The organism is Thermomonospora echinospora, assembly GCF_900108175.1.
GTDB lineage: Bacteria > Actinomycetota > Actinomycetes > Streptosporangiales > Streptosporangiaceae > Thermomonospora > Thermomonospora echinospora.
Genome location: NZ_FNVO01000001.1, coordinates 254,969 through 270,137 on the forward strand (window position 1 = coordinate 254,969; position 15,169 = coordinate 270,137).

Sequence of the window (15,169 nt, forward strand, 5' to 3'; positions counted from 1 at the left end):
CCGCCGCGCCGCCGCGACCCGCCCGGTCACGGCGGCGCGGCCGGGCCGGGAAGAGTCGGGCGGGCCGCTCATGCCCGGCCCGCCTGCGGCGCCCAGCCGCCGCAGGCGTAGAGTCCGTCCCCATGGCTGACCTCCACATTGAGCGCAGGAAGCGGCTGGCCGGGCTGGTGGCCGAGACGGGCGCAGAGGCCGCCCTGATCACCCGGCTGGTGAACGTGCGGTACCTGACCGGGCTGGCCAGTTCCAACGCCGCGCTGCTGATCCGCGCCGACGGGACCGCCCTGCTGGCCACCGACGCCCGGTACGCGGGCACCGCCGCCGCGGTCTGCCCCGACCTGGAGACCGTCATCGACCGCGGCACCGCTCGGGTGCTGACCCAGCGGGCCGCGGCCGCCGGGGCCCGCCTGCTGGCCTTCGAGGCCCACGACCTCACCGTCGAGCGGCACGCCGAGCTGCTCGCCGCCGGCGGCGAGCGGCTGGTCACGATCCCGTTCGGTCGCCGGGTCGAGAGCCTGCGCATGGTCAAGGACGAGCAGGAGATCGCCCTGCTGCGGCGGGCGTGCGCCATCACCGACGAGGCGTTCGAGGCCGTCCTGCCGCTGATCCGGCCCGGGGTCACCGAACGGGAGATCGCCGTCGGGCTGGAGCGGCGGATGGTGGACCTGGGGGCCGACGAGCCCGCCTTCGCGTCCATCGTCGCCGCCGGGCCCAACGGAGCCGTCCCGCACCACCGTCCCGGCGACCGCCCGCTCGCCGAGGGCGACCTGCTCACCATGGACTTCGGCGCCCGGTGCGGCGGCTACCACGCCGACATGACCCGGACCGTCGCGGTCGGCCGGGTCGCCGGCTGGCAGCGCGACCTGTACGAACTGGTCGCCGCGGCGCAGCGGGCCGGGGTGGCGGCCGCCTGTCCCGGCACCGAGACCAAAGCCGTCGACGCCGCCGCCCGTGCCGTCATCGACGGGGCCGGGCACGGCGCGGACTTCCCGCACGGGCTCGGGCACGGCGTCGGCCTGGAGATCCACGAGGCACCGCTCATGGGGTACGACAAGACCGGTAGACTGATGGACCGGGTTCCGATCACCATCGAGCCCGGGGTGTACCTCACGGGCCGGGGCGGAGTCCGTATCGAGGACACCCTGGTGGTCCGGGCGGACGGGCCCGAGATCCTCACCAAGACGACCAAGGACCTGCTCGTCGTGTGACCCCGGCCGCCCGCGCGGCCCGGGCCGCGCGGGCGGATCGCGACCGGGAGAAGCACCGTGGCCACCACGAACGACCTGAAAAACGGCATGACGCTGAACCTCGACGGCCAGCTGTGGACCGTACTGGAGTTCCAGCACGTCAAGCCCGGCAAGGGTGGCGCGTTCGTGCGCACCAAGCTCAAGAACGTGCTCTCCGGCAAGGTCGTCGACAAGACCTTCAACGCCGGCACCAAGGTCGACGTCGCCAGCGTCGACAAGCGGGAGATGCAGTACCTGTACCGCGAGGGCGAGGACTTCGTCTTCATGGACACCGAGACCTACGACCAGCCGCACATCCCGGGCACCGTCGTGGGCGACGCGGCCGACTACCTGCTGCCCGAGCAGAACGCGGTCATCGCGTTCAACAATGACAACCCGCTGTACGTCGAGCTGCCCGCCGCGGTGGTGCTGGAGGTCACCCACACCGAGCCCGGCCTGCAGGGCGACCGCTCCACCGGTGGCAGCAAGCCCGCCACGCTGGAGACCGGGGCCGAGATCCAGGTGCCGCTGTTCATCACCACCGGCGAGAAGGTGAAGGTCGACACCCGCTCCGGCGAGTACCTCGGCCGGGCCTGATGGCCGCTCGCACCAAGGCGCGCAAGCTCGCCCTGGACATCCTGTACGCCGCCGAGCTGCGCGGGGAACGGCCGACCGACCTGCTGGCCCAGCGCGGCCGTCCCAACACCGACGAGATCGCGGCGCGCGAGCACGCGGTTCGGCTGATCGAGGGCGTGCAGGAGCACCGCGAGCGGATCGACGAGCTGCTGGCCACCTACGCCACCGGCTGGAGCCTGGACCGGATGCCGGCCGTCGACCGCAACCTGCTGCGGCTGGGCGCCTACGAGCTGCTGTGGGTCGACGACGTGCCCGATGGCGTGGCGGTCTCCGAGGCGGTGGCGCTGGCCACCGAGCTGTCCACCGACGAGTCCCCCCGGTTCGTCAACGGGCTGCTGGCGCGGCTGCAGGAGCTCAAGCCGTCCCTGTCCCTGTAGCGGCGGTCTAGGGTGGTCTGGTGACCGACACGATCCGTGGCGCCGGAGGCGCGATCATGGGTACCCGGGGAACCGGGCGGGTGCGCACCGCCGTGGTGTGGGATGCGCTGCGCCGCACGGTGGACGAGCTGGCCCGGGCGACCGGCCGAAGCCTGGACGTGATCGACGCCGGTGGCGGCACCGGCGGCTTCGCCGTCCCGCTGGCCGGGCTGGGGCACCGGGTGACGGTGGTGGACGCCAGCCCGGACGCGCTGGCCGCGCTGGAGCGCCGCGCCGCCGAAGCGGGCGTCGCCGTCGACTCCGTGCAGGGCGACGCCGGCGACCTGCCGGACCTGATCGGCCCCGGCCAGGCCGACCTGGTGCTGTGCCACAGCGTGCTGGAGTACACCGACGACCCCGCCGCCGCGATGGCCGCCCTGGCCGGGACGGTCCGCCCCGGCGGAGCGGTCAGCGTGCTGGTCGCCGGCCGGCTCGCCACCGTGCTGCACCGCGCCGTGGCCGGCCACTTCGACGACGCCCGCCGGGCGCTGGCCGACCCGGCCGGCCGGTGGGGCGAGCGGGATCCGGTCCCGCTGCGGTTCACCCGCCAGACGCTGACGGAGCTGGCCACCGGGGCCGGGCTGCGGGTGGCCGAGCTGCACGGCGCCCGGATCTTCGCCGACCTGGTGCCCGGCGGGGTGCTGGACGGCGACCCGGAGGCCGTCGAGTCGCTGATCGCGCTGGAGACGGCCGCGGCCGTCCACCCGGTGCTGCGCGACCTGGCCACCCAGCTGCACCTGCTGGCCCGCAAGTAGCCCAAGTACCCTCTTCCGGGTGAGCCGCAAGCAGCAACTGCACCGGCCGGGCCCGCCGCCGGGACCGCCCGCCGACGACACCGGCTGCGGCATCCTGCACGTCGACATGGACGCCTTCTTCGTCAGCGTGGAGCTGCTGGAGCGTCCCGACCTGCGCGGCCGCCCGGTGATCGTGGGCGGGACCGGCGGGCGCGGGGTGGTGGCCGCCGCCTCCTACGAGGCCCGCGCGTTCGGGGTGCACTCGGCGATGCCGATGAGCCGGGCCCGGCGGCTGTGCCCGCGGGCGGTGGTGCTGCCGCCCCGGCACGGGGTCTACGCCCGGGTCTCGGCCGCGGTGATGGAGATCTTCCGCTCGATCACCCCGCTGGTCGAGCCGCTGGCCCTGGACGAGGCGTTCCTGGACGTCTCCGGGGCGCGCCGGCTGCTGGGCCGCCCGGCCCGGATCGGCGGGCTGATCCGCGAGCAGGTGGCCGAGCAGCAGGGCATCACCTGCTCGGTCGGGGTGGCGAGCACCAAGTTCCTGGCCAAGCTGGCCTCCACCCGCTGCAAACCCGACGGTCTGCTGGTGGTGCCCGCCGACAGGACGGTGGACTTCCTGCATCCGCTGCCGGTGGCCGCGCTGTGGGGGGTGGGCGAGCGCACCGAGGAACAGCTGCGCCGTCTCGGCCTGAAGACCGTGGGCGACCTGGCGCGCTTCCCGCCCGACGCCCTGCGCCGCGAGCTGGGCAACGCGCTGGGCGACCACCTGCACGAGCTGGCGTGGGGCCGCGACCCCCGGCCGGTGACCCCCTCCGCGCCCGACAAGAGCATCGGCGCCGAGGAGACCTTCGAGCGCGACATCGGCGATCCCGAGCGGATCCGGCGCGAGCTGCTGCGGCTGTCGGAGCGGGTCGGGGCCCGGCTGCGGGCCGCCGGGCAGGCCGGCCGGACGATCAGCGTCAAGCTGCGGACGGCCGAGTTCCGCACCTTCACCCGGGCCCGCACCCTGCGCGAACCCACCGACCTATCTCGTGTGATCTATATCACAGCATGCGAGCTCTACGCGGCGGCCGGGCTGCACGGGGTACGACTGCGCCTGGTGGGCGTGCGTGTGGAGAACCTCGTCCCGGCCGGGCGGACGCCCCGCCAGCCGGCCTTGGACGAGCCGGAAAACGGCTGGCGGGAGGCCGAACGGGCAATGGACCAGGTCACCCGCAGGTTCGGCAGGGGGGCCGTGCGCCCGGCCGCGCTCGTCGACCCGCGCCACGACCACGGCGACCGGGGGGACGGTGGCGACGATCGGGACCGGGGAGCATGAAGCACCTGCTGGGACGACCGGCGGGGGTCCGGCGGTGGACGTTTCCTTTCGAACACTCGTGGGGCCTCGTATTGTGGGCATATCACCGTTGAGTTCTCCGTCCGTCATCGGAATCCCCGATGCGGGGCTGTTGTTGGGAGGCGCCGTGCCGCTCTCTGAGCACGAGCAGCGTCTGCTCGACCAGATCGAGCGGGCGTTGTACGCCGAGGATCCGAAGTTCGCGCACGCCGTCCGTGCCAAGGATCCCCAGGTGCACTACAAGCGCCGGATCGTCAAGGCGGTCCTCGGCTTCGTGCTGGGCGTGGTGGTGTTGATGACGGGTCTGGTCATCAACGCCGGCACCACGACGATCGTGGTCAGCGTGACCGGGTTCCTGCTCATGGTCGTCGCCTGTGTGTGGGGCCTGACCAGCTGGAAGCGGATGACCGGGGTCGGCGCCGAGGCCGAGTCGGCGACCCGCCCGCGTCAGGGCGGCGCTCGCCGTCCCGCCCGCGCGAGCTTCATGGAGCGCATGGAGGAGCGCTGGCGCCGGCGCACCGAAGGCCAGTGATCCGGCCGGCCGGCAGCTCGCCCCGCGGCCGGCCGACCGGATGACCCCACCCGACCGCCCGCATCCCGGCCGTCCCCTCCGGGGTCGGCCGCAGCATGCACACCGGTCCTCCCGCAAGCCGTGCATGCCCGAAGGCCACCGCCACCTGCCGCCGGCACCTCGTCACCCGGCCGCGCCCCATGACATCACCGCCGGACGCGACGGTCGTCCCCGGGAGGCTTCGTCTCCGAGGTGAGGGCGGGCGGCGCGGCCACCGCATGGCCGGTATGGCAGGGAGCGGCCGTCGTATGTCCCGTACGGCGGGGAGCGGCCGTCGCCCGGCCGGGCACGGGTGCCAGAGGCCGGGTGCCAGGGGTCAGGGGCGGCGGGTAAGGCGGTGTAGGAAGGCGCGCAGGCGTGTGGCGTTGAGGCGGTCGAGCACGTCCAGGGCCCGCGAGCCGGTCTTCCGGAAGCTCTCCATCGTCGAGGGCGGCGCCAGGCGTGCACGCCAGCGGGCACGCCGGTTCACGGCCGCCCCGAACGCCTCCCGGACGGTCCTGACGTCCTCGCGCAGCGTGTCGGCGGGGCCGGGGGCCGGGGCGTAACGCGCCCGCTCCTCGGCCCTGGCGATGCGCTCCAGCGCGGCGACGGCCGGTGAGCCGGGTTCCAGCGACTCGGCCAGCCGGCGTGCGGTGGCGCGCGGACTGTCGGCGGCCCGCCAGGTCAGGCCGTGGTCGATGGCGTCGGCGCGCAGCTCCCGCCAGGCGGCGTGCGCAGCGCCGGCCGGATCGGTGGCGGGCGGCGGTCCGTACGGGACCCGGCCGCCGGAGGCCGGGCCAGGCCGCCCGCCGGGCGCCGGACGCGGCACCGCCACCTGGGACCAGCGCCGCCGCCGGGCCAGCAGCCGGGCCGCCATCGGGGCCGCCAGGATCAGCAGGACCAGCGGGACGGCGGCGATCCAGCCGACCGGTGGGCCGTTCTCGGAGCCGGCCTCCAGGTCCGGCGCGGCCGAGGTGTCGCCGTTGTCGGTCCGCCGGTCGGGGCCGCGGCCCGGGGTCGGGGACTCCTCGGCGCCGGACGGGGACGGCGAGTCGGCGGTCTGTTCGCCCTGCTGCGTCCGCTGCTCTCCGTCCGCGTCCTCCCTGGTGTAGGAGGGGACGGTGGCGCTGCCCTGTCCGGTGGGCCCGGATGGGGTCGGCTCGAAGCGCATCCAGCCGGCGCCCTCGAAGTACAGTTCCGGCCAGGCGTGCGCGTCGCGGGAGCGGACCACCCACTCGTCGCCGGTGCCCCGCGACCCGGAGGTGTAGCCCATGGCGACCCGGGCCGGGATGCCCAGCATCCGGGCCATCATCGCCATCGACGCCGCGAACTGCTCGCAGTAGCCCCGCTTGCTGCCCTGCAGGAAGTCCACCAGGTCGGAGGTCCCCCGGGGCGCCGTCGTGGTCGTGTCGTAGACGAACCCGCCGGTCTCGGTGAACCACCGCTGTAGCTTCAGCGCCTGCTCGTACGGCGACCTGGCCCCGGCGGTCACCTGGTCGGCCAGCCGCCGCAGCTGTGGCGGGATGTCCGCCGGCAGCCGGGTGTGCTGGTGCATCACCTCCAGGCCGGGGGAGCCGGCCCGGGCCAGCTGGTCGGGGGAGGGCTCGGTACGCACGCTGGTGACCGTGTAGTCGCGGCCGGCGGCGCTCTCCCGCAGCGAGTAGATCATCAGCGACGGCCCGTCCACCCGCCAGTCGCCCTCGATCGACACCGTGGACGGCGCGTACGGGGCGGGCAGGAACGTCATGTTCCGCACCCGGTCGGCCACCGAGATCCGGGTGGTCACCGCACGGCTGCGGGCGGTCAGCAGGCCGGGTGGGGACGGCAGGTTGCGCCCGGCGACCCGGTCGCGCGGCGAGCTCTGCAACGGGCTGTAGATCCAGCGGTCGCCGTCGAACCGGTCCAGCGCGTACAGCCGCAGGTAGTCAGGGGCCGGGTCGTCGGTGCGGTAGGTCAGCACGACCTGGTCGCTCTGCCGGGTCAGCTCCCGCTTCAGACTGACCATCGGGTCGGGGGTGGTCACCGTCTGCGAGCCGCCCTGCCCGCCGCCTCCGCCCAATGCGAGCGGCCCGCGCGGATGCACCCCCGGTACCACTGTGGGCACCGTCACCGCGATCGTCACCGCGGCCAGCCCCAGCCGCCGTCCGGTCGCCATCAGCGTGCGCGCCCGGGGCCGTTCCCCTGGAGCCTCGTCAGTCAAGCGGCGGCCCGACACCGCACGACCCCAGGAGCCGACCTGCTCGCGGGAGTCGGCCAGCAGCAGCCCCAGGAACCCGGCGGCGCCCAGCGCGAACGCCACCCAGCTCAGGCTCTCCTCGCGGATCGCGGCGGGCACGCTGTACAGCGCCAGCAGCGGCAGCCCGGCCGGGGCGGCCCGGCGCAGCCGCACCGCCAGCAGGTCCACCATGACGGCCACCGCGGCGATGCCCAGCGTGGCCAGCAGCTCGATGCCGGCGCCCGGCGGGACCGGCGCCGCGTACCGGTTGGCCGCCGTCCAGCCGTCACCGGCCAGTTCCCGCAGCCGGTCCAGCGAGCCGGGAGTGGGCACGATCCCCAGCAGCGCCTGCCCCGGGGCGTACCGCACGGTGAAGTACAACAGCAGGGCGGCCAGCGCCACCACCGGGCCGGCCGCCGACGGCAGCCGGAACCGGCGCGACAGCGCGCCCGCCACCGCGACCACCAGGATGGCGCCCGACCCGGACCAGACCCACCCGGTCCCCTCGAACAGGGGATAGAGCCCGATCGAGCTCAGCAGCGTCGCCATGGCGGCGACGATCGTCAGGCGTACGCGCATGACCGGCTCCCGCTCCTCGGCCCCGTCCTCCGTGCGGCCCGCGGTCTCATGACCTGCCCCGGGCCGACTCCTCGGCCGCCTGGTCGGCAGCCGTCCAGGCGGCGGCCAGCCCGGCGGCCGAGCCGACCACCGCGACCCGCCATCCGGCGGCGCGCAGCAGCCGCGCCGTCCTGCCCGTCCCGCCGCCGGCGCCGCCCCCCGCGGCCGGGTCAGCCCGGGGGTCCACCAGGATCGCCACGTACGTCGAGGTCCCGCGCCGGGCGGCCGCCAGGGCCTGCGCCTCCTGGGCGTCCAGCACGCCGAACACCGCGATGACCAGCCCCTCGCCCTCCCGGCCGGGACCGGCCGCGCCGCCCATCGCCGCCAGGCCCGGGGTCAGCGACCGCACCGTGGAGGGATGCACCACGGCGAGGGCGTCCAGCAGCGCGCCCTCGAAGGCGGCCGACGGCGACAGCACCTGCCCGGCGTCGGTGACGAACCGCAGCCCCATCCCGGCCCGGCTCAGATGCACGCCCAGCGAGGCGGCGATCGACACCGCCTGCTCGAACGAGCCCGCCGGCCCCTCCCCGGCGTAGGCGTGGCGGCGGGTGTCCAGGAACAGAGTGCCGCTGCTCTGCCAGTGCCGCTCCTCGCGGCGCACCATCAGCTCACCGCGGCGCGCGGTCGCCCGCCAGTGCACCCGCCGCAGGTCGTCGCCGTGCCGGTACTCCCGGGGCGCCACGTCGTCCTCGCCCGCGTTGGCCACCGTGCGGGCCAGGCTGTCCCCGCCGCCGGTCCAGCCGCCCATCAGCCGGCCGGGCGGCAGCTCCACCAGCGGCGGCGTGACGGTCAGTCGGTCCGCCAGGCTGAACGAGCGCACCAGCTCCACCAGCCCGAACGGGTCGGCCAGCCGCACCGTCAGCGGCCCCACCTGGTAGCGGCCGCGCACGTCGGAGCGCACCCGGTAGCTCAGCTCGCGCGAGCCGTGCGGCTCAATCCGGTCGAGCACGAACCTGGCCCGCCCGCCGAGGGTGTAGGGCACCCTGTCCTCCACCAGCAGCAACCCGCCGGGCAGCCGCGAGACGTTCTCCAGCCGCAGGTCCACCCGGGCCTCGTGCCCCACCGACAGCCGCGGCGGGTCCAACCGGCGGGCGCAGGCCAGCCGGTAGCGGGTCCGCGAGACCACCAGCGACGACAGCAGCGGCAGCGCCAGTACCAGCACCCCGGCGCGCAGCAGGTCCCGCTCGCCGAGCGCGAACGCGCACACGATCGCGGTCACCCCGGCGGCCACGAAGGACCGTCCACGGGTGGTCAGACCGCCCAGTGTCCTCTTCACGTCCGGTTCTTCCGTCGCAGGCCGGCGGGCGGGGTCAGCGGCCCGGGCCGGGCACCGGCAGCCGGTCCACCAGGGCGGCCACCACCTGCTCGGGCATCCGCCGCTCCACCTGCGCCTCGGCCGTCGGCAGCAGCCGGTGCGCCAGCACCGGGACGGCCAGCGCCTGCAGGTCGTCGGGCACCACGTAATCGCGGTCGTCGAGCGCGGCGTAGGCGCGGGCCGCCCGCACCAGCTGCAGCGTCGCCCGGGGCGAGGCGCCCAGCCGTAGGTCCGGATGCCTGCGGGTGGCGGTGATCAGGTCGACGGCGTACTGCCGCACTCCCGGCGCCACGTGCACCCGGCGCACGACGTCGATCAGGGCGCGTACGTCGTGGGCGTCGGCCACCGGGGTGAGCCGGTCCAGCGGCGAGGACTGCCCGTGCACGTCGAGCATCTCCAGCTCGGCGGACGGGTCGGGATAGCCCATCGAGATCCGGGCGGTGAACCGGTCGCGCTGCGCCTCCGGCAGGGGGTAGGTGCCCTCCATCTCCACCGGGTTCTGGGTGGCGATCACCATGAACGGCGGCTCCAGCGGATACGTGGTGCCGTCCACCGTGACCTGCCGCTCCTCCATGCACTCCAGCAGGGCGGACTGAGTCTTGGGCGAGGCCCGGTTGACCTCGTCGCCGACCACGAGGTTGGCGAACACCGGGCCGGGCTTGAACTCGAACTCGCGCAGCTCCTGGTTGTAGGCGCTCACCCCGGTGATGTCGCCGGGCAGCAGGTCGGGGGTGAACTGCACCCGGCGCACCGAGCAGTCGATGGACCGCGCCAACGCCTTGGCCAGCATCGTCTTGCCCACCCCGGGCACGTCCTCGATCAGCAGGTGTCCCTCGGCCAGCAGCACCGTCAGCGCCAGCCGGACCGCCCGGGGCTTGCCCTCGATGACCGACTCCACGGCGTCGCGGATCTTGGTCGCCACCTGCGCGAGGCCGCTCAGTCCGGGGCCGCCGTCTCGGGACGCTCCGCGGGCGGGTACCGGGGGGTTCACAGATGACTCGCCGTGCGTCCCTATTGCCACAAACCCTCCTCAGCCACCTCCGGTCGCGGCGCCGACCACGGTACGGGGGCCGGCGGCCCGGGCGTGGTCTCCTGCGAGGCGGTGCGCATGTTTTGTCTGCCTTAACGACAGTACGTGGTCCGGTCCTCCCGCCGCGACGTTCGCGCACCGCGGGCGGGATCACCATTCTGCCGCTCCATGGGGATCGCCACATCATCGGCGACTTGTCCGTTTTGTTCCGCGCATCGCCGCATCCGGATCCGCCACTTCGCCCCACTCCGTGTTCCCGGCGCACCACGGGAATGCGGGAGGCCGCCGTGCGGCGGTAACACGTCCGCTGCGACGCGCTGGCGGCCCCCCGCGGCGCTCCATTCCACCCCACCATTCTGACCTGCGGGTTTGTCGCGTGGGACGCAATGAAACGTGGGTTTTGACAGTTGACGGTGGGGAGGAGTGGAGTAGAGTGGAGCGCCGTGGGGGCCGGTCGCGCCCTACGCGGCGCGGGGAGGTGGGCCGGTGTTTCTGGGCACCCACACTCCGCGCCTCGACGAGAAGGGACGGCTGTTCCTGCCGGCGAAATACCGCGAGGAGCTGTCGGGGGGATTGGTGATCACGAAGGGCCAGGAGCGCTGCCTCTACGTCTTCCCCATGGCGGAGTTCCAGCGGATCACTGAGGCCCTGCGCACCGCGCCGGTCACCGACCGGGCCCTGCGGGCCTACAGCCGGGTCTTCTTCGCCAGCGCGTCCGACGAGGCCCCCGACAAGCAGGGGCGCATCACCATACCGCCGCCGCTGCGCGCCTACGCCGGGCTGACACGCGACTGCGTCGTCATCGGGGCCAACACTCGCCTGGAGATCTGGGACGCCCAGGCCTGGGAGTCCTACCTGGAGGCCGAGGAACCCGCCTTCGCCGATCTGTCGGAGGAGGTGATGCCAGGGGTCCTTTGAGCATTCACGCGCCGGTCCGAGGACCGGTACGGCCGACGTTCGGCCAGGTCTCCACCCGCTCTCCGGCCAGCTGACGCAGCTTCCCCGGTGTCAGGTGGCACTGTCTCCCCGCGGCAACGCGGTGGACTTCCTCACAGGGCAGCGGATGGGGACCTGGCCGGACGAGGCGGCCGGCTCTCGGGGGCTGCCGCAGGGATCTTCGCAGATCCCGCGCCCTGTGATTCGAACGATGGTTTGAATCCCGTGGCGGCAGGTAGAGAGCGGACCGGCGACACACCACCACGAACGGTCGCCTGCGCGTGCCGCATCCGGCACCGTTGACCGACGTGGCGTCACAAGGGGGTGAATCCGATGCACGACAGAGTTTCCGCGCCGCAGGCCGGTCACATACCGGTGCTGCTCGACCGCGTTCTGTCACTGCTCGCCCCTGCCGTCGAGTCCGTCCCTCCCGGACGCGACCCCGTCTACGTCGACGCCACCCTGGGCCTGGGCGGCCATGCCGAGGCCATGCTGCAGGCGCACCCCCGGCTGCGCCTGATCGGCCTGGACCGCGACCCCTCCGCGCTGGAGCGCTCCGCCCGCCGGCTGGAGCGCTTCGCCGAGCGGATCACGCTGGTGCACGCCGTCTACGACGAGCTTCCCCGGGTGCTGGCCGACCTGGGCGAGCCGCACGCCGACGCGGTCCTGTTCGACCTCGGCGTCTCCTCCCCCCAGCTGGACGAGGGCGAGCGCGGCTTCGCCTACTCCTACGACGCTCCGCTGGACATGCGGATGGACCCGACGCAGAGCCTGACCGCCGCCGAGGTGGTCAACGGCTACCCGGCCGAGGAACTGGCCCGCATCCTGCGGGAGTACGGCGAGGAACGGTACGCCCGGCGCATCGCCGCCGCGATCGAGCGCGAGCGCGCACGCGAGCCGCTGCGCTCGACCGCGCGACTGGCCGAACTGGTGCGCGCCGCTATCCCGGCGGCGACCCGCCGGACCGGCGGCAACCCCGCCAAGCGGACCTTCCAGGCGCTGCGCATCGAGGTCAACGGCGAGCTGACGATCTGGCGGCGGGCACTGCCGGCCGCCCTCGACGCGCTGCCCGTCGGCGGCCGGGTGGTGGTGCTGTCGTACCACTCGCTGGAGGACCGCATCACCAAACGGGTGCTGGCCGAGCACAGCACCGATACCACCCCGCCCGGGCTGCCCGTCCCGCTGCCCGACCGGCAGCCGCGGTTCCGGCTGCTGACCCGGGGCGCCGAGCTGCCCACCGACGAGGAGATCGCGGCCAACCCGCGCGCCGCCTCGGTCCGCCTGCGCGCGGCCGAGCGGATCCGCGAACCGGTCACCGGCCCAGGAGGTACGGCATGACCACGACCACCGGCTCCCGGTCGCGACCGGCCGAGCGCCCGGCCCGATCTCGCAGGGCGGTCCCGCGGCGTTCCGCCGGTGGGCGGCCCGCCGATCCGCCGGTCCGCCCGGGCGGGCCCGGCCGGGCCGAGGACACCGACCGGGTCCGCCCCGCGGGGCCGGTCCGGCGGCCGTCCGCGCCGCCGCGGACGCCGTTCGTGCTGCTGATCGTCGCGCTGCTCAGCGGCGCCCTGGTCAGCCTGCTGCTGCTGAACACGGTGCTCGCCCAGGACGCCTTCGAGCTGACCCGGCTGCAGCGCAGCGTCAAGCTGCTCGACCAGGAACGGCAGGCGCTGGAGAGCGACATCGCCCGCGAGGAGTCCCCCGAGCGGCTGGCGCGCAAGGCCGAGAACCTCGGCATGGAGCCGTCCGCCCCGGTCGCCTTCGTCGACCCGCACACCCGCCGGGTGGTGGGCGGCGCGGCACAGCCCGTCCCGCACGACGCGGCGGCGGCCGCCGGGGCCGCGGGCGCCCTCGGGGTGCCCGGCGCGCTCATTCCCGGCGACGGCGTGATCCCGGCGGCGACACGGCCGTGACCGCCGGGGGAGGATCATGACGACCCGGAGGGGAAGGGGCCCGGCCGGGCCCCCGCCGGGCCGTAGGGGCTCCCCGCAGGGCCGGGGGAACAGCGGCCCGGGCGCGGCGCGCGCGCCCGGGCGCCGGCCCGCCCGCCCGTCTGGCACCCCGCCACGCCCGTCGGGCGACCGCGGGAAGACCGATCGGGGCGGCAGGGGCGAGCGCGGCGGCAGGCCGGACGCGCGGTCGGCGCAGCGCGGACCGGCGCCCGAGCCCGGCAAGGGCGGGCGTCCCGCGCCGAAGGAGCCGAAGGAGCGGCAGACCGCCCCCCCGGCGTCCGGCAGGCGTCGGCCTGGCACGGCCGGCCGGACGTCGCAGCCGCCCGGCCGCCCGGCGGCACCGGCCACCCGGCCCGCCCGCGGCTCCTCCGGCGGCCGGTCCGCCCGGCCGGCCCGCCGCCGCCCGCCCGGCGGCGGGGGTCCCCGGCGGCCCCGCCTGGTGTTCCGGCGCAGCGACCCGCTGCGGCGGCTGAACGCCGGGCTGCTGGTCATCGCGTTCGTGCTGTCGCTGTTCGCTGGACGGCTGGTGCAATTGCAGACCATCGAGTCCGACGTCTACACCGCGCGGGCCCTCAAGCAGCGGCTGCACAAGCTGGAACTGCCCGCGGTGCGCGGCGACATCACCGACGCGCACGGCCACCCGCTGGCCAAGACGGTCGAGGCCCGTGCGGTGTTCGCCGACCCGTACATGATCAAGGACGGGCAGCGGCCGAAGGTCGTGGCGGCGCTGGCGCCGATGCTGGGCCTGAACCCCGACCAGCTGCTCAAGAAGATCAGCACCCCCGACAGCCGGTTCGTCTACCTGGCCCGGGGCATCACCCCCGACCAGGGCCGGATGGTCGAGGCGCTGCGCCTGACCGGCATCGACACGCTCCGCGAGTACCGGCGGATCTACCCCAACGACCGGCTGGCCGCCGGCGTCATAGGTTTCGTGAACCACGAGGGACGGGGTGGCGCCGGGCTGGAATCGGCCATGAACTCCGAGCTGGCCGGGGTGGACGGCTGGCAGCGGGTGGAGATCAGCCCCACCGGCCAGCACATCCCGATGGGCGAGGACAGCAAGCGCCCGCCGGTGCCCGGCAAGGGCGTGCGCCTGACCCTGCTGCGCGACCTGCAGGCCAAGGCCCAGGAGGCGATCGAGGAGCAGGTCAGGGCCACCGGCGCGCACAGCGGCAGCGTCATCGTGATGGACCCGCGCACCGGCCAGATCCTGGCCATGGCCACCACCCCCGGCTACGACCCCAACCACTACGGCCGGTCCAAGCCCGCCGACTGGGGCAACCCGGTCATCCAGGACGCCTACGAGCCGGGCAGCACCAACAAGGTCATCACCGCCGCCGCCGTGCTGGAGAAGGGCGGGGTGACCCCGCAGACCCCGTTCCGGGTGCCGGACCGGATCCAGCGCTACGACCGGACGTTCCACGACTCCAGCCCGCACCCGACCGAACGGCTGACCTTCGCCGGGGTGCTGGCCAAGTCCAGCAACGTCGGCACCATCCTGGCCAGCGAGCACATCACCGCCCAGACGCTGTACGACTACCTGCGGGCGTTCGGGTTCGGCGAGCGCACCGGGGTGGGCCTGCCGGGCGAGAGCGTGGGGCTGCTCAGCCCGCCGTCCAAGTGGTCGGGCACCGACCGCTACCCGATCTCCTTCGGCCAGACCGTCTCGGTGAACGCGCTGCAGATGGCCAGCGTGTACGCCACCATCGCCAACGGCGGGGTCCGTGTCACGCCCCACCTGATCGCCGGCACCACCGGTCCCGACGGCGTCTTCACCGCCGCGCCGCCGCCCGCGCAGCGGCGGGTGATCAGCGACCGGACGGCCCAGGAGATCATTCGCATGCTGGAGGGCGCCACCACCGACGAGGGCACCGCCCCCAAGGCCCGCATCCCCGGCTACCGGGTGGCCGGCAAGACCGGCACCGCCGAGATCGCCAACCCCGCCTGCGGCTGCTACAAGGGCGGTGGCTACACCTCCTCGTTCGCCGGGTTCGCCCCGGCCGACGATCCGCAACTGGTGGTCCAGGTGGTCGTGCAGAAGCCCACCCGGGGGAGCCACTATGGTGGCGACGTGGCCGCGCCGGTCTTCCGGGACGTGATGGCCTTCGCGCTGAAGACCCGGAAGATCCCGCCCACCGGGGGAGTGCCACCGAAGATCGATATCTACGCCCGCGACTGACCGCGATCGGTACGGTGAGCGAGTGACGT

13 protein-coding genes are annotated in these 15,169 nt (G+C 74.5%); 10 read left to right on the forward strand and 3 right to left on the reverse strand.

Going from position 1 to position 15,169, the window contains the following annotated elements:
• Nucleotides 1-122: 122 nt before the first annotated feature.
• The 6 genes from C4U03_RS01195 to C4U03_RS01220 all read left to right on the forward strand — a co-directional run bounded on the left by C4U03_RS01195 (nucleotide 123) and on the right by C4U03_RS01220 (nucleotide 4,877).
• Nucleotides 123-1,205, forward strand: coding sequence for a M24 family metallopeptidase (locus tag C4U03_RS01195; RefSeq protein ID WP_103935714.1), 1,083 nt, complete (start codon nucleotides 123-125; stop codon nucleotides 1,203-1,205).
• Between the two features lie 57 nt (nucleotides 1,206-1,262).
• On the forward strand, nucleotides 1,263-1,820 hold the full coding sequence (gene efp, locus C4U03_RS01200; protein WP_103935715.1) for an elongation factor P: 558 nt from the start codon (nucleotides 1,263-1,265) through the stop codon (nucleotides 1,818-1,820).
• Nucleotides 1,820-2,236, forward strand: a complete 417-nt coding sequence (gene nusB / locus C4U03_RS01205) for a transcription antitermination factor NusB (RefSeq protein ID WP_103935716.1) — start codon at nucleotides 1,820-1,822, stop codon at nucleotides 2,234-2,236. Before efp ends, nusB begins: the two co-directional genes overlap by 1 nt.
• 56 nt (nucleotides 2,237-2,292) lie before the next feature.
• The gene (locus C4U03_RS01210) at nucleotides 2,293-3,030 is read left to right on the forward strand and encodes a methyltransferase domain-containing protein (protein ID WP_103936257.1); all 738 of its coding nucleotides are present in this window, start codon (nucleotides 2,293-2,295) and stop codon (nucleotides 3,028-3,030) included.
• 19 nt (nucleotides 3,031-3,049) lie between these two features.
• The gene (locus C4U03_RS01215; protein ID WP_103935717.1) at nucleotides 3,050-4,327 is read left to right on the forward strand and encodes a DNA polymerase IV; all 1,278 of its coding nucleotides are present in this window, start codon (nucleotides 3,050-3,052) and stop codon (nucleotides 4,325-4,327) included.
• Between the two features lie 145 nt (nucleotides 4,328-4,472).
• Nucleotides 4,473-4,877, forward strand: coding sequence for a DUF3040 domain-containing protein (locus C4U03_RS01220; RefSeq protein WP_103935718.1), 405 nt, complete (start codon nucleotides 4,473-4,475; stop codon nucleotides 4,875-4,877).
• Between the two features lie 355 nt (nucleotides 4,878-5,232).
• Here the strand turns inward: C4U03_RS01220 and C4U03_RS01225 are convergent, their stop codons facing one another.
• Genes C4U03_RS01225 through C4U03_RS01235 form a run of 3 tightly spaced genes read right to left on the reverse strand, consistent with a single transcriptional unit; the run spans nucleotide 5,233 to nucleotide 10,064 of the window.
• On the reverse strand, nucleotides 5,233-7,689 hold the full coding sequence (locus tag C4U03_RS01225; protein WP_103935719.1) for a transglutaminaseTgpA domain-containing protein: 2,457 nt from the start codon (nucleotides 7,687-7,689) through the stop codon (nucleotides 5,233-5,235).
• A 46-nt stretch (nucleotides 7,690-7,735) separates the two neighbouring features.
• On the reverse strand, nucleotides 7,736-9,004 hold the full coding sequence (locus C4U03_RS01230) for a DUF58 domain-containing protein (RefSeq protein WP_103935720.1): 1,269 nt from the start codon (nucleotides 9,002-9,004) through the stop codon (nucleotides 7,736-7,738).
• Between the two features lie 34 nt (nucleotides 9,005-9,038).
• Nucleotides 9,039-10,064 carry an AAA family ATPase gene (locus tag C4U03_RS01235; RefSeq protein WP_200826952.1) on the reverse strand — a complete coding sequence of 342 codons (1,026 nt, stop codon included), beginning with the start codon at nucleotides 10,062-10,064 and terminating at the stop codon, nucleotides 9,039-9,041.
• Nucleotides 10,065-10,559: 495 nt separating this feature from the next.
• Between C4U03_RS01235 and mraZ the strand changes: the two genes are divergently transcribed.
• From mraZ to C4U03_RS01255, 4 genes are all read left to right on the forward strand, one after another.
• Nucleotides 10,560-10,991 (forward strand): division/cell wall cluster transcriptional repressor MraZ, encoded by a 432-nt coding sequence (gene mraZ, locus C4U03_RS01240; RefSeq protein ID WP_103935722.1) that lies wholly within the window; start codon nucleotides 10,560-10,562, stop codon nucleotides 10,989-10,991.
• 351 nt (nucleotides 10,992-11,342) lie between these two features.
• Nucleotides 11,343-12,347: a 16S rRNA (cytosine(1402)-N(4))-methyltransferase RsmH gene (rsmH, locus tag C4U03_RS01245; protein ID WP_103935723.1), complete on the forward strand. Its 1,005-nt coding sequence runs from the start codon at nucleotides 11,343-11,345 to the stop codon at nucleotides 12,345-12,347.
• On the forward strand, nucleotides 12,344-12,922 hold the full coding sequence (locus tag C4U03_RS01250; RefSeq protein ID WP_103935724.1) for an FtsB/FtsL family cell division protein: 579 nt from the start codon (nucleotides 12,344-12,346) through the stop codon (nucleotides 12,920-12,922). The genes rsmH and C4U03_RS01250 overlap by 4 nt, the downstream gene beginning before the upstream one ends.
• 478 nt (nucleotides 12,923-13,400) lie before the next feature.
• On the forward strand, nucleotides 13,401-15,140 hold the full coding sequence (locus C4U03_RS01255) for a peptidoglycan D,D-transpeptidase FtsI family protein (RefSeq protein WP_235017556.1): 1,740 nt from the start codon (nucleotides 13,401-13,403) through the stop codon (nucleotides 15,138-15,140).
• Nucleotides 15,141-15,169 lie beyond the last annotated feature (29 nt).

Excerpts from the sequence above, each read along its gene's own strand:
- C4U03_RS01250 (WP_103935724.1), top strand. The coding sequence starts at position 12,344 with ATGACCACGACCACCGGCTCCCGGTCGCGACCGGCCGAGCGCCCGGCC.
- C4U03_RS01195 (WP_103935714.1), top strand. The coding sequence starts at position 123 with ATGGCTGACCTCCACATTGAGCGCAGGAAGCGGCTGGCCGGGCTGGTG.
- C4U03_RS01210 (WP_103936257.1), top strand. The coding sequence starts at position 2,293 with ATGGGTACCCGGGGAACCGGGCGGGTGCGCACCGCCGTGGTGTGGGAT.
- nusB (WP_103935716.1), top strand. The coding sequence starts at position 1,820 with ATGGCCGCTCGCACCAAGGCGCGCAAGCTCGCCCTGGACATCCTGTAC.
- rsmH (WP_103935723.1), top strand. The coding sequence starts at position 11,343 with ATGCACGACAGAGTTTCCGCGCCGCAGGCCGGTCACATACCGGTGCTG.
- C4U03_RS01225 (WP_103935719.1), bottom strand. The coding sequence starts at position 7,689 with ATGCGCGTACGCCTGACGATCGTCGCCGCCATGGCGACGCTGCTGAGC.